Source organism: Telluribacter humicola (assembly GCF_017355935.1).
GTDB classification, from domain to species: Bacteria; Bacteroidota; Bacteroidia; order Cytophagales; family Spirosomataceae; genus Telluribacter; species Telluribacter humicola.
In genome coordinates this window covers 1-14,092 of the sequence record NZ_JAFIQT010000010.1, presented here as the reverse complement: position 1 = coordinate 14,092, position 14,092 = coordinate 1, and the positions used below count along the sequence as shown (strand labels likewise).

Here is a 14,092-nt window from a genome sequence, read left to right as displayed (position 1 = left end):
GGCCGCTTTACAAGGTGTTGATACCCTACTAAATATAGTTTATCTTTCACCTGGCTACCTGATATCAGTCTGTACAAACTCCCACTCAGGTATGTGGGAGGGCCGGTGCTCCTTTTTTACTATCTGATCAAATCTTTTTATAATATCAGGATGTTTAGCAGCCAGATCTGAGGTTTCACCTTTGTCTTTTTCCAGATCATAAAGTTCCCACTGAGCCTTCTTGTTCTTTTTCATATCTACCTTGACTCCCTTCCACTTGCCTGACCGAATAGCTAGTTGCCCTCCTTTTTCGGGATACTCAAAATAGAGGTACTCATGCTTTTTCTGCCGGCATGTTTGCCCCAGTAAAGTGGGAAGGAAGGAGATGCCATCTGTTTCTACAGGGCCCGCTTTTACCAGCTCGGCCAGGGTGGCCATAACATCATAATGGACGGCTACATGATCTGTTACGCGACCTGGAGCTATCTTCCCAGGCCATCTGGCCACCATCGGCATCCGAATTCCTCCTTCATACATATCCATCTTAAGACCTCTGAACGGACCTACGCTTTCGAAGAATTTAGCGTCTACCCCCCCGTTAAAGGTTGTCCCATTATCAGAGGTGAAAATGATAATGGTATTCTCATCGAGTCCCACCTCTTTGACCAGAGCCATTACCTCACCTACCTTCTTATCCATATAGGTGATCATTGCGGCATAGGTAGCACGTGGGTAGGGCGTAGATGCATAATTTTGCTGTCCATAGTAAGGCTTTTCCTCGAACTTCCCTATGTATTCTTTAACTGCTTCTTGGGGAGCCTGCAGAGAAACATGAGGTATGGTGAATGGCAGATACAGAAAGAAGGAGTTGTTCTTGTTTTCCCGGATAAATTTATGAGCTTTCTCTGCCATTCTATCAATGGCAAAGTCCTTACCTTTGTAGTAGTTAAAATCATCAGCCGTTGCCGTTTGAGGATCAAGACGACGGTGTACATCTATTACGGGATTATTCAGTGTGTCCCATTTTCCATTTTCCCATAAGTGGGTAGGATAATAGTTATGGGCTTGTTTCTGATCGTAATACCCATAGAAATAGTCAAAGCCTTGCCTGTTGGGGTTGCCGGTACTATATCCCATGCCCAATCCCCATTTTCCAATACAAGCAGTTTTATAGCCAACCTTCTGTAGCATAGTCCCGATTGTAGCTGTGTTAGACGGAAGAGGTAGTTGACCTCTTTCAAGGGAATCTGCGAAGCCTCCTAGTTCATAGTTGCCTCGGATATAGGAATGTCCAGCGTGCGTACCCGTCAGGAGTTGACACCGGGAGGGCGCACATACGGGTGTGCTGGTGTAGTAATCAGTGAAGCGGATTCCTTCCCTGGCAAGCCTATCGATATTCGGTGTACGAATTTTCTTCTGACCGTAGCAGCCCAGCTCTGCATATCCTAAATCATCAGCGTAGATATATATAATATTAGGCCTCGAAACTTTCTGAGCCTTTACCAGCAGCTCACTGCTTAGGATAGTGAGGAGTAGCAATAGAATAATAGTTCGCATTGGATTTGAAGTTCAGAAGTAATCAGTAAAGGGCTTCAACTGTATCATGCAAAAAAGTGGATAAGTAGCTAAAGAGTGCCTTAGCTACTTATCGGGTTTGGAAGTACCAGGTTTATTTAGAAGCTACACCGCTTTCACGGACATTACTTCCAGATCTTTTCGTGATATCATCACCCAGATCATCGCGTGCCTCTTCCGCTATTTTTTGTAGCTCAGCCACAACGGCCGGATGCAGGTCCTTTACATCATAGCGTTCCCCCGGGTCACGACTTAGATTGTAAAGCGCCATGGGGAACGGATGATTCTCAGGGGCTGGACCTGGCAGGCCATCGGTGCCCGGTCGCTGCCCTTCGTATGATCGTCCCTCATGGGCAAAAACCAGCTTCCAGTCGCCCTTCCTGACAGCTTCCAGGCTGTTGCGCCGGTAGTAGTAGTAGAACTTCTCACGGGGAGTGACACTGTCGTCTCCTTTCAGGAGAGCTTTGAAGTCAACTCCATCTATTTTTTGTTTGGGTAACCTTGCACCGCTAAGTGAAACAATTGTTGGGAGGATATCAATTGTAGACAGCAGCTTGTTGCTTACCCTGCCGGCCGGAACCTCTCCGGGCCAACGGATAATACAAGGTACGCGATGTCCACCGTCAAATGAGGTTCCTTTTCCTTCTCTGAAACCACCCGACGAACCAGCATGGTCCCCATAGTTGAGCCAGGGACCGTTGTCACTGGTGAAAATAACGATTGTGTTTTTATCCAGTCCCTGTTTTTTTACTTCATCCAGAATCTGGCCCACCGACCAATCCAGCTCCATCATCACATCACCAAAAAGTCCACGGGAGCTCTTGCCGCGAAAACGAGGAGAAGCCGCCAGGGGAACATGAGGCAAGGGATGAGGGATGTAGAGGAAGAACGGACTCTTCTTATGGTTACGGATAAACTGCACTGCCTTATGGGTAAAGGTAGCCGTTAATTCACTAGCATCCTCCAGAGTATTAACGGGCTTAACGGGTTTATTCCCTTCAATCAAATGCAGGGTTGGGTAATTAGCTCTTGCCTGTGCCGGATGCAATGGCCACATATCGTGTGAATAAGGAACACCATAGTACTCATCAAAACCATGCTGCAAGGGCAGGAATTGGGGCTGATTACCCAGATGCCATTTTCCGAATATACCAGTTGCATATCCTTGCTCTTTTAATAATTCAGGTATAGTCTCCTCGTTGGTGTTGATACCAATGGGCGAGTTTGGCCCCAAAGCCCCATAGAGCCCAATGCGATTTGGATAACAGCCCGTAAGCAAAGCGGCCCGTGAAGCTGAGCATACCGCTTGTGCCACCAGAAAGTTAGTGAAACGTGTTCCCTCGGCCGCCATTCGGTCAAGATTAGGCGTTTGATAACCCAATGCACCGTAGCTGGATAAATCACCATATCCCATATCATCCATAAAAAAGAGAATGACATTGGGTTGGTTGGGTTTCTTTGACATAGGTAGAGCCAAAAAGCCTGAGAGAACTACCGTTACAAGTATGGCTACAACTATTCTTTTCATAATACTTGACATTAGAGATTACTTTCCTTCTGATAATTAGGAAGAAGGAAAGTAATCAGGATAGATAATAGGGCTGCTATTACCAGCCCGGATTTTGGGTAAGTTCTTTATTCAAATCCAGTTCTTTTTGAGGAATGGGCCACAAATAATCGCGATTGGGATTAAAGACCCGTTCAAAAGCTTGTACCTGTACCGTCTTCAGGTCGTTGTTATCAAGCCATGTCATACCGTATATGCTGCCAGGCATAACTTTTTCAGCCGTCTTCCAGCGTCGGATGTCAAATAGTCTTAGTCCTTCAAATGCGAGTTCAACCATCCGCTCATGACGAACTATATCACGCAGTTGTGCCTGTGATAAACCAGTAGTGATAGAGGGGAGCTTTACGTCCTGACGGCCGTTACGTACCAAATTAATGGCGTCGTAAACCGACTGATCTAACTGGTTTTGTTCAATTTTAGCCTCGGCATAAGTCAGCAGGACTTCAGCATACCGTATAAGAATTAGATTGATACCACTCACGGCAGGGGTAGCAAAGTCCTCCGGATTGATGTATTTTTTTAGGACATAGCCAGTAGTGGTAGCCAGGTATGTATTACCGATTGCATCCGCAGTTCCGCTGTTAGGCTCTGGACGAAAAGCAGCCCCACTGGGAAGGGGATCACCCGACAGAAACATCGTAAAGCCCATACGTGGATCCCGATTCTTATAAGGATCACGCGGATTGAATCCACTTGATGGGTCTGTGATCGGAAGACCATTCGCCATAGTAAAGGCGTCAGCCAACTGTTTAGTCGGAACAAAGGTATTATTGGCTGTTTTCTGGCTGTAAGGTCCCATATTGGCAAACACATTATGACTTAGCCCGGCACTACTAATATACTGATGGTCGAGAATAACTTCGGAATTGTTTTCTGCCGAATAGCTAAACAGTTTGCCATACTGAGGGTAGAGGCTATATCCCAACTTCATCACTTCACTGGCAGCCTCAGCCGCTTGCTGATAACGGCCTGAATAGAGGTTAGCCCGGGCCAGCAGCGAAAGGGCAGCTCCCTTAGTAATACGCCCTTTGTCAGCTGCCGGATAACTGGCAGGTAATACGTTAGCTACGGCGGTCAACTCTGTTGTAACAAAGTCCCATACTTTCTGTACATCATCACGTTTAAGCTGCTTGGCTTCGTCAGTAGTTAGTGTTTTAGTAACTAAGGGTACCCCTCCATATAAACCTGCGAGATTGACGTAGTGAAAGGCACGCAGAAAACGCATTTCAGCCTTCAGGCGCTCAATTAGCGCACTATTGGTGGTTGTAACCTTGTCTACATTTTCAAGAAAGTCGTTCACCGTAGCTATACCCGCATAGGCGTTGGCCCACTCATCATTTATACGTGAGTTGGAGGCATCATGGGTACCACTCTCAATAAAAGCGTTCACATTGAATACTTGATTCGTATGGCCAATATCTGTGATTCCATCCAGAGCAAACATGTTGAGTCCTGTCAGGTAACTGTAGGCTGCATTAGCCGCCAGCAGGGCATCACTCTCCGTTTTCCAGAAAGTGGCTGTTGAAATGCGATCGTTAGGTATGGGATTCAGCAAATTCTCCTGACAGGAAGCCAGCATCAATGACATGGCAGCCATTGATAAGAGAAGACGGGTTTTTGAACAGAATTTCATATGCTATATATAATTTATAGTCTGGTAAAGAATCGAGTTAGAATTGAAGGTTGACACCCAGGGTCTTCATAGCAGATTGAGGATAATAAACACCACGTCCTGATTCCACTTCGGGATCTAAGTTCCATTCATTAAGCTTAGAGATAGTGAAGACATTGGTGGCTGAAACATAAACGCTAGCCCGCTGAATCCAAAGCTTGCTGCTAAACTTCGCAGGTATGTTGTATACCAGCTGGATGTTTTTGAGGCGCAGGTATGAACCATCTATAATCAGGCGATCAGTAGTAGCCTGATTACGCAAATCGAGCTTAGTAGGTCGGGGAAAACGGGCACTAGTGTTCTCGGGAGTCCAGTAGTTATTGGTATAAATCTTATGCGTGAACCCTTCATAGTTTCCCTGCTCTGAAAGTGCACCTGACAAACGTACATCTACATCAGCTGTACCCTGGAAAAGAATATTCAACTGGAAGTTTTTGTATCCGGTACTGCTATTGAGGCTGAAGGAATACTTAGGGAATGGGTTTCCAATCAAGGTCATATCAGCCGTAGTGATGATCCCGTCATTGTTCAGATCTACAAAGTCCACGTCACCAGGCTTAGCTGTCCGCTGAAAATACGGGGATGACTCAGCATCAGCTTCCGTTTGGATAAGACCATTTGTCAAATACCCCCAGTGGGCATTGATGGGTAAACCTTCCTGAATGATATAGCGGGGATCTATATCGGAGCCTGTAATATAAGGACCTGTTCCGTTCAGACTTAGTACCTTGTTATTATTCATGGAGAAGTTACCATTCAGGCTATAATCTAACCCTCCACTAGTTGTATTCTGGAAGGAGACTCCCAATTCTAATCCTTTATTTTCCACTATACCTGCATTCTGTGGTCCAGGCAAGAGTCCAATCGTTTGCGGGATAGGCAGATTCAGCAGGATTCCATCGGTTATTTTCTTATATACATCGAAGGTAATGTTAAGCTTTCGCTGTAACAGCGAGGCATCTAATCCAAGGTTTGTTTGGGTGTTGGTTTCCCAGGTAACGTTAGGATCTATACGAGTAGCCTGACGGTAGCCTGCCACCACATTACCACCAAATGTATAGCTGGTTGCTGTTAGCTGAGGGAAGAACAGGTAAGGAGAGATGGCCTGGTTACCAGTTTGCCCATAGGAGCCACGGAGTTTTAACTCATTGAATACATTCTTTAAAGAGCTAAAAAACTCCTCTTCGGAGATACGCCAGCCCAAAGATCCCGATGGAAAGAAGGCAAATTGGCGGGCAGGCGAGAAACGGGAGGAGCCATCCCGCCGGGCGTTCAGCTCAAGCAGGTACTTATTGGCATAGGTATAGTTGACCCGGCCAAAGAAGGACCGAAGGCCTCCTTCTTCGTCGTAACCACCGTTGTTTTTGGTAGCATCATTAATTCCCTGCCCTATTGACTGGATATCATTGTTATAGAACTGCTGACGATACGCATTCAGTCCAAAAAATTGGTAGTAGTATTCCTGGTAGCCCCCCATGATGCTGAAGTTATGGCTTCCCCAGTCGCGGTGGTAAGTCAAAAGATCCGTAATAGTATACTCGCGTCGCTGATTCCGTGTTTCAGTCAGCGAATTATTGGCGATTGTTTTCACTACACCTGTATTGGGATCCCGGTTGGTAAAGGCGTTATTGAATTCTTTCTGGTAGATTCCTGTATAATTTCCGGCTATCTGTACCGAAAGGGTAAGGTTGTCCAGAATGTCCCATTCACCTTTTACACTACCCAGCATTCGATCTACTGCTTCACGGTTTAACCCACTCATTTCTGCGTACATCAGCGGATTATTTCCCTGCTGGCTCAAACCATAGGTACCATCCGGATACTTAGGTACAGCCCATAATGATCCGTGGTAAAAAAAATTAATTACGTTTCCGGTTGGTGCCGTAGAAGTATTATACCGGTAGTTGACATCGGTATTAAACCTGATCTTTGGAGATACATTAAAATCTGTATTGAGTCGTATCTCCTTGATCTTAGCGCCATAATTGGTGATCATACCTGCCTGATCCATCATGCGTATACTTGCTCTCGCTCTGAAATTTTCATTACCCCCGCTTACGGATAGGGTCTGGTTGGACATGGGAGCAGGATTAAGCATGGTTTCAAACCACGTATTGGGTAAGGGATACTTTAATCGATCAGTAGCATTGATCCAATTATTAATAGATTCATCCGTATAACGAGGTGGCAAAGCGGCACCTACATTGCGGTAAGCAGTTTGCTGAAGGCGCATGTAGGGCTCCAGGTCCATCATTTCCGGGCTATTAATCGAGGTTTGAATTCCGTAGTAGCCATTGTAGTTTACAGAAACCTTACCTGCTTTCCCACGTTTAGTCGTTACTAGTATAACTCCATTGGCACCGCGAGATCCATAAATGGCCGTGGAAGAGGCATCTTTCAGTACTGTTACCGATTCGATGTCCTCCGGGTTCATATCAAACAGCGTTTGCTCTACTCCGTCTACTACGACTAGTGCGGAGTTGTCACCGAGTGTACTAATACCCCTGATTCGCATGGTAGCACTTGTCCGGCCCGGAGCACCACCACGGTCCAGTACTGTTAAGCCTGGTGCTAAACCCTGCAGAGATTGCTGAACATTGCCAACCGGACGGGAAGTAATCTGTTCATTTTGAATGGTAGATACAGCACTCGTCATGGTTACCTTTTTCTGGGTACCAAAACCAACCACCACCACTTCTGACAGATTAGCTACGTCAGATTCCATCTGAATTGTGAAAGTAGTCTTAGTTCCTACTGTCACTTCCTGACTTTTATAACCCACGAAGCTAAAAACCAACACAGCAGTACCATCAGGAACATCTAACTGAAATTGCCCCTCTGCATTGGTCGTTGTCCCCCGCTGAGTACCTTTTAGAATTACACTTACCCCAGGTAGCCCCTCTCCTTTCTCGTCAGTTACCTTACCGCTTACCGCCTGAAGTGTGGCACTAGCTGAATTTAAGTCCTTGTTTTGTAAAGTGCCCTGCTGTTTAAGCTCATTACTGAGTATGATCTGTTTACCAGCTTGTTCGTAACTGATTTGCAAGGGTTTAAAGAGCATGTCCAGCACATCCCTGAGTGGCCTGTTCTGGACATTTAAAGTTACCTTACGACCTGATTGAATTACCTGTGGACTATAAGAGAACTTTGTCTCCGCTAGCTTCTCAATTTCTTTCAGCACCTCTTTAACACTCTCTTCCGTGACCTTCAATGTTATTCTGCGTTCTAAAACTTCCTGAGCAGAAAGACTACTTGACCAAGCTGAACTTATGAAAATAAAGGCAAGAAAGCCTTGGACCATTGATATTTTCATACACTGAATTAGTATAGAATTCACATGTTTCATACATTTAGTTGTTTTGTTCTTTTTCAAAGATTAGGGCAAAAGATTCCCTGTCAGCCAGATGAGGCTGTTTGGGGTAGCAAGCCAGCGGTGGGGCAACAGCGCTGACTACTTCTAATACGGTAAGGGTAAGTAATTATGTAATCATACTATTCTGTGGGTTAGATAAGGTTTAAAGGTTTAGGATTGAAGGGATTTACAACCGGAAGAATGAATAATGATATAGGCATCTACCACTTCATAGGTTGCGCCAATTGATTTGCAGATAATGTTTAACTTATCCTTGAAAGCTTCATTAGAAAGTGAGGCTGTTAGCTGACAGGTCTCTAGCTGGCTTTTTGTATAGATGATGTCAATACCATAAGCCTTTTCAAGATCCTCAAAGACAGAAACTACACTGGTTTCCTCGTAAGTGAAGCTAGGAGCTTGTGATGTATTCTGGATTACAGGCAGTGGGGAGTCAACAAGTTTCTTGTTGAATTCTTCGGATTGCCGTGAAAATTTCACTTGCTGGTTTTGCTTTAGTACCACCCCTGCCTGCTCAGCTTCTGATTTGTGCTCCGTTGTCAAGGTACCATTTTTGAATACACTTACCTGTCCACTCAGCACTTTTACAACGACGTCCTTCGAATCTTCGTAAGCTTCAACTTCAAAGCGGGTGCCAAGAACCCTGGTAACTAATTCATTCGCATATACGATAAAGGGCTTTTCTGGATTTTTAACTACATCCAGCATGGTTCTACCTGAGATACTCACAGTACGGTTTGTTTTTCCAAATTCAGTTGAATAACTGATCAAACTTCCTGGATATAGTAGAACAGTCGAACCATCGGGTAGCTTAATAGAGTCAACTTGTGATGTTGTATTAGCTTTTTCAATAACTGAACTAAAAAGAAGGGCTTTATGCCTGTTGTATATCGTTCTACTATCCTCGGTCTTTTTGCCGTAAAAATAATTGGCTCCGATACTGAGCATAATCAGCAGACAAGCAGCCACCGCGAAAATTTTCCCCCAGGTGGCACTTACTATTGCAGGTGATCCGGTAGAGCCATGGCTATATAGTGCATTGGTATTGAGAATCCGGTTTAGAAGCTGTTCTTCTGCTTCTTTGGAAAGAAAGGTTCGGGTATAGTCTTCTAAGCCCAGCCGTACTGCCTCAAGAAGCTTTTGGGCTTGTTGCCACTCTTCTACTTGAGATGGATTACGTGCTAACCAGTTTTCCCAGAAGGATTGGGAATCTCTGGTAGGATTAAGGTGATGCTGTAAAAAAGCATCATCAGTAGCAAAATCAACAATAGTGAAGCTTTTGTAATCTTTTTGCACGGTAATAGGGCTGTCTTTTCATATAGATGACCAACTCCCTACTATCATACTCACTTGTTTATAAAAAAAGGAGAAAAATTATAATAATTATATAGGTATCCAGCTCCTAAGCTTCTCGACCGCTCTATGGACTAAGTTCTGTGCAGATTGCCGATTGACAGAAAGCATAGATGCGATCTCACCATAATCCATATTTTCCACGTACCGCAGTCGAAGCGCTTCCTGTTGACGAGGGGAAAGCTGAGCAACTAATTTATTTATTAAATCCTGTCTATTGAATAGCTCATCCATCCGGAAGATTTCATCCGAAGAGTCATCCCAGAGATTATCGTAATCTTCCTCTGTAAGGGGGACATAAACCTGTTCTTTCCGTTTAAGTAGATGCAGAATCCTTACCTTAAGTGACTTCAATAAATAATAGCGAATATTATCTGGGACGGAGAGCCTTTCCCGTTTGATCCATAGCTCTGTAAAAACATCGTGAATACAATCAAATACAAAAGCTTCAGACACAGAAACCAGACTCATCCCATACCTGTACATGACTTTTACATGTAGGCGATACAGCTGAGTATAGGCCTCTTCATCACCTGATTGAAAGGCTTCCCATAACAACATTTCCTCTTTCTTATAACTCATGTTGAGGATCTTCACTATCTGTAAATGGTTAAACAGGAAAGTAAACTTATATCGCTTCTTACCCGTTGCCATTTGCTTTTAATGCTCCCAGATGTTGTTGCGCTAAGTCTCAGCTAGGATACACATAAAGAAATAAATTCCAAGTGTCGTTGTGCTGGAAGTTCGCTCTTAGATAACATAAGTGGAACTTATGGGAAGCAGATGTAACATGATGTATAGAAAGTCGAGAAATGTAAACGGTGCAAACTACTATCAGGATGAGATTGTTAACGAGCCCTTTGCAGTTTGCCCATCTTATCTCCTTTAATAGCATCAGTTATAAAAGTATTTCTTTAACTGATGACGTGGATTTGGGAACTAGGGAACTGGCCGAAGTTCACGTATGATACAACAAGGTTTACCTATTTTGAGCGAGAGTTTCATCGCAATGCAGGCTTTTTTATTGGATCGCTGACAGCGATCTCTTCGGATGAAGTTGATGAGCTACGGGTTGCCCTATTCAGTAAGGCAGCAGTAGATACCTCAAAAATTGAAGGGGAGATATTAGACCGAGACTCCGTTCAGTCGTCCATCAGAAAACATCTGGGGCTGCAAACCGATGGAAGTAGATGCGAGCCAAAGGAAACAGGCGTTTCCCAGTTGATGGTGGATTTATATAGAAATTATGAGGAACCTCTTGGCGAAGAACGAATCTTTTTATGGCATAAAATGATTTTGAATGGAAGGGTCAATTTGAAGATAGTTGGTGGCTACTGTAGATCGTCAGCGGAAAGTGGACAATTTAAGTTAAAAGGCTAAGAGATACTTTACGAATTCTGGACTTTTTGACAAATATAATCGCAGCGGCGCACCGCTTTTCCGGCGTCTCAACATCGTTAACTCCGGGGCGCCGACGGTCTGTCGCAGCAGTGCGACTTGGCTTTTTGCCGCTCCGCAAGGCGCTGATGCTGTAAGCCCAGATATGCTTCCATAGGGGTGACGTTCTCGAGTGACTCATGATAACGCTGTTGTTTGTAGTATGCCACCCATTCGGCCAGCCGCGCTTTCAACTCCTCGGGACTATAGTAATGCTCCAGCAACACCACATTCCTCATCGACCGGTGATACCGCTCAATCTTTCCGGCTCCGGCCTTTAGGTTTGCATAGTGGTGAAATTTCAAGAAGTAGTGACTTTCAGAAAGAAACACAGAGCGGGCTTCCCTATGGCATGCCGGCCAGGTTAACGACCAATGGGTGGATTTAGGACCCGCTCTGTTCCAACTTGCCAAGGTTCGCATAGAAATTCGGGATGAAGCCCCAGTATCAAGGTATTGAACAACATGGCAAGTGTACCATTTACTTCACTACTAAACTAGGTTTTATTATGGACATTCGCTATTTCGTGGGGATCGACATTTCTAAGAACACTCTAGATTGGGCAGTATTTGAGTCAAATAAGGTCATCTTGCAGACTAATACGCCTAACTCTGTAGCTGGCATCAAAACAGCACTTCGATTATTAAAAAACCTACCAAACTGGAATCCTAAACAGGCTATTTTCTGCATGGAGCACACGGGAGTTTACAATGCTCATCTGTTAGATTTCCTTCACAGATTGCAATTCCCGATCTGGTTAGAATGCAGCTTACAAATCAAACGGGCCGGTGGTTTACAGCGTGGCAAAACCGATACTATCGATGCTCAAAGGATAGCTGAATATGCTTACCGGTTCCGGGATCGTCTGCGATTATGGCAACCTCCCCGTCCAGTTGTTCAACGGTTGGCCTTCCTAAGTGCGACCAGACAACGGCTTATTCAAGTGTATAATCAATTGGCTAACCCGTTATCTGAACAACAAAGTTTTATTGAACCATCCCTACAAAAGCAGCTCCAGAAAAGCTGTAAAGCCTCATTAGCAGCCTTGGAGCGAGACCGAAAAGCCATAGACCAGGCTATTAGTAGGCTTGTTGAGCAGGATGAGTACCTTCAACAACTCTTTGGCCTAATTACATCCGTCCCGGGAGTGGGCGTAGCAACCGCTACCGAAGTAATCATCGCCACTAATGAGCTGAGAACCATCGCGGATCCCAAACAAATGGCTTGCCATGCGGGTGTTGCCCCGTTTGAATATAAATCTGGTATAAGTATTCGCAGTAGACCGGGTGTGAGCCAGCACGCTCGAAAACGGCTTAAAAGTCTTTTTCATTTAGGAGCAATCTCAGCCATTCGAGTGAAAGGAGAACTACGTGACTATTATCTACGGAAAGTTGGTGAAGGGAAAAGCAAGATGTCAGTGATCAATGCGGTACGCAACAAGCTAATTCATAGAATATATGCAGTCGTCAGAAGGGGCGAAAAATATGATAAATTTTATTCCCCTTCTGTTGTTTAAATCATAGAAATCCGCCCGGCTGTGTCATGGGATGCAGGGGCGCTCCTCGTACGTGATCAATATGTTCCCCTTTTAAATACTCTCTCAGGTGGTGAGAAACATAGGCTGAGCCATTATCAGTTAGGATTCGAGGTCGCTGCTCAGGCTTGAGTTCAGCCTGCTCCAGAGCTAACCGAATCGTCCGTTCCGCATCAGTAGCCTGCATGCTGGAGCAGAGCGGCGTCGGCCGTCCGATCCCAGGCAATAATATAGCGGGAGAAGTCATCTAACACTGTTGAAAGAAGTTGTGGCCTTTATGGGAAGAGTTGACAGAAGTCATACGTATTCATTCTAGCTATGAATTGCTTCAATTTTTGTTTTTGAGATTCGATTATCAAAATGATGGATGGAATGAACATGCCGAGTATTGGAAGCCAATGGAGGGAAAATTAGGCGTTTATAAAAAATGGTTTGAGGAATTTGGTAGACATAATATATCTGCTGCTGTAAGATTAATGTCTGACATAGGACTTAAGGAATTGGTACCGGGCTGTCTTCCATGGCTTAGTGACGAACTAGTGGATCATGAAAAAGATGATACACTAATTCATTCTTTGGAAAGACTAGTGCAGCGCTCCTATTATCGCCATAAGCAGGAGATGCGAAGAAGTCAGTTATATCGAGAGAGCTTCCTTAAAATCCTTGAATGGCTTATTCAGTATAATTCACCAGTTGCCTATGAGCTACGCGATAGATTTGTATAATCTTTGTATCGTCTTGATGTAAGTTTACACCAGTGTCAGGCAGCTCTTTTGTATTTTTTGATACCATTCTTTTTAATCCAATTCGATAAAGTTGCCTCTGTGATGCGGTACCGGTCGGCAATGTACTTCTGTGTTGAACCACTCAGCAGCAAGGCTTCTATCTCAGGCCTGAACTGGTCCAGCTTACTCTTGCCCGGGCCCATAGGTCTACCCAATTTTACTCCGGATAATTTCTTTGCCGCCAGTGACTCCCGGGTGCGCTTACTGATCAGGTCTCTTTCTATTTCTGATGCCATCGAGAAAACCATGGCCATGACTTTGCTCTGGATCGAGTCGTCGAGCTGCCAGGCTCCTTTGACGGTGTAAATTTTAATGCCCTTTTGCATAGCAATGGAGATGATCTCCATACATTCCAGCATGGACCTTCCGAGCCGGGAGAATTCACTAAGCAGAATCACATCTCCCTTCCTGAGCTCATCAAGGAGCGGGCCAATTTTCCGGCTGCGCCAAGCGACCTTACCTGATATCTTTTCCTGGATAAACTCGACCTTACCAAGGCTTTTCTCGTTGGCCAGGTGCAGAATGTTGGCTTTGTTCTTTTCCAGGTCCTGGTCCAAAGTCGAGACACGTAAATAGGCAATAGTACGGGGCATTTTATGATGATTAGATAAAAACCTTATCCAAGTGCTTATTCTATAATAATAGAGGTGTAATATTAAAAGGTTTTCATCAAATTATCCTTATGGTTTATATGACCGTTTATTCTATAATTTTTTGACTGCTCCAGTACTCCTCACTAGATCCTGATGACCCTTCTTTCTGCCATTGTTTATGTTGCCATGTAATTTAACTAAGTGTATTATATCCGCACTTGTTGAGT

Annotated in this window: 12 protein-coding genes; 3 read left to right on the top strand and 9 right to left on the bottom strand. The window is 44.5% G+C overall.

Annotated elements, in window-relative coordinates:
• Positions 1–54: 54 nt before the first annotated feature.
• The 6 genes from JUB14_RS25490 to JUB14_RS25465 form a co-directional block, all read right to left on the bottom strand.
• On the bottom strand, positions 55–1,536 hold the full coding sequence (locus JUB14_RS25490; RefSeq protein ID WP_207509701.1) for an arylsulfatase: 1,482 nt from the start codon (positions 1,534–1,536) through the stop codon (positions 55–57).
• Between the two features lie 112 nt (positions 1,537–1,648).
• A complete protein-coding gene (locus JUB14_RS25485) occupies positions 1,649–3,019 on the bottom strand; it encodes a sulfatase family protein (RefSeq protein WP_229368298.1) in 1,371 nt (456 codons plus the stop codon).
• A gap of 142 nt (positions 3,020–3,161) precedes the next feature.
• On the bottom strand, positions 3,162–4,754 hold the full coding sequence (locus tag JUB14_RS25480) for a RagB/SusD family nutrient uptake outer membrane protein (protein WP_207509699.1): 1,593 nt from the start codon (positions 4,752–4,754) through the stop codon (positions 3,162–3,164).
• Positions 4,755–4,791: 37 nt separating this feature from the next.
• Positions 4,792–8,004 (bottom strand): TonB-dependent receptor, encoded by a 3,213-nt coding sequence (locus JUB14_RS25475; protein ID WP_207509698.1) that lies wholly within the window; start codon positions 8,002–8,004, stop codon positions 4,792–4,794.
• Between the two features lie 312 nt (positions 8,005–8,316).
• The gene (locus JUB14_RS25470) at positions 8,317–9,459 is read right to left on the bottom strand and encodes a FecR family protein (protein WP_207509697.1); all 1,143 of its coding nucleotides are present in this window, start codon (positions 9,457–9,459) and stop codon (positions 8,317–8,319) included.
• Positions 9,460–9,546: 87 nt separating this feature from the next.
• Positions 9,547–10,170, bottom strand: coding sequence for an RNA polymerase sigma factor (locus JUB14_RS25465; protein WP_229368297.1), 624 nt, complete (start codon positions 10,168–10,170; stop codon positions 9,547–9,549).
• Positions 10,171–10,437: 267 nt separating this feature from the next.
• Here JUB14_RS25465 and JUB14_RS25460 point away from each other — a divergent pair, with 267 nt between their 5' ends.
• Complete coding sequence (locus JUB14_RS25460) at positions 10,438–10,896, top strand: DUF4172 domain-containing protein (RefSeq protein WP_207509696.1); 459 nt, start codon at positions 10,438–10,440, stop codon at positions 10,894–10,896.
• Positions 10,897–10,973: 77 nt separating this feature from the next.
• Here the strand turns inward: JUB14_RS25460 and JUB14_RS25455 are convergent, their stop codons facing one another.
• A complete protein-coding gene (locus JUB14_RS25455) occupies positions 10,974–11,258 on the bottom strand; it encodes an integrase core domain-containing protein (RefSeq protein WP_207509695.1) in 285 nt (94 codons plus the stop codon).
• Positions 11,259–11,461: 203 nt separating this feature from the next.
• Between JUB14_RS25455 and JUB14_RS25450 the strand changes: the two genes are divergently transcribed.
• Positions 11,462–12,469, top strand: a complete 1,008-nt coding sequence (locus JUB14_RS25450) for an IS110 family RNA-guided transposase (protein ID WP_207509694.1) — start codon at positions 11,462–11,464, stop codon at positions 12,467–12,469.
• A 1-nt stretch (position 12,470) separates the two neighbouring features.
• Here JUB14_RS25450 and JUB14_RS25445 read toward each other — a convergent pair whose 3' ends face one another.
• Complete coding sequence (locus tag JUB14_RS25445; protein ID WP_207509693.1) at positions 12,471–12,674, bottom strand: integrase catalytic domain-containing protein; 204 nt, start codon at positions 12,672–12,674, stop codon at positions 12,471–12,473.
• A gap of 100 nt (positions 12,675–12,774) precedes the next feature.
• Here JUB14_RS25445 and JUB14_RS25440 point away from each other — a divergent pair, with 100 nt between their 5' ends.
• Positions 12,775–13,212 carry a hypothetical protein gene (locus JUB14_RS25440; protein WP_207509692.1) on the top strand — a complete coding sequence of 146 codons (438 nt, stop codon included), beginning with the start codon at positions 12,775–12,777 and terminating at the stop codon, positions 13,210–13,212.
• Between the two features lie 35 nt (positions 13,213–13,247).
• On the opposite strand, the gene JUB14_RS25435 is transcribed toward JUB14_RS25440, so the two are convergent.
• Positions 13,248–13,865 carry a recombinase family protein gene (locus JUB14_RS25435; RefSeq protein ID WP_207509691.1) on the bottom strand — a complete coding sequence of 206 codons (618 nt, stop codon included), beginning with the start codon at positions 13,863–13,865 and terminating at the stop codon, positions 13,248–13,250.
• Between the last annotated feature and the right edge of the window lie 227 nt (positions 13,866–14,092).

Bases quoted from the DNA above. Each gene is read 5' to 3' on its own strand.
- JUB14_RS25490 (WP_207509701.1), bottom strand. From the start codon at position 1,536: ATGCGAACTATTATTCTATTGCTACTCCTCACTATCCTAAGCAGTGAG.
- JUB14_RS25485 (WP_229368298.1), bottom strand. From the start codon at position 3,019: ATGTCAAAGAAACCCAACCAACCCAATGTCATTCTCTTTTTTATGGAT.
- JUB14_RS25480 (WP_207509699.1), bottom strand. From the start codon at position 4,754: ATGAAATTCTGTTCAAAAACCCGTCTTCTCTTATCAATGGCTGCCATG.
- JUB14_RS25465 (WP_229368297.1), bottom strand. From the start codon at position 10,170: ATGGCAACGGGTAAGAAGCGATATAAGTTTACTTTCCTGTTTAACCAT.
- JUB14_RS25460 (WP_207509696.1), top strand. From the start codon at position 10,438: ATGACGTGGATTTGGGAACTAGGGAACTGGCCGAAGTTCACGTATGAT.
- JUB14_RS25450 (WP_207509694.1), top strand. From the start codon at position 11,462: ATGGACATTCGCTATTTCGTGGGGATCGACATTTCTAAGAACACTCTA.
- JUB14_RS25445 (WP_207509693.1), bottom strand. From the start codon at position 12,674: ATGCAGGCTACTGATGCGGAACGGACGATTCGGTTAGCTCTGGAGCAG.
- JUB14_RS25435 (WP_207509691.1), bottom strand. From the start codon at position 13,865: ATGCCCCGTACTATTGCCTATTTACGTGTCTCGACTTTGGACCAGGAC.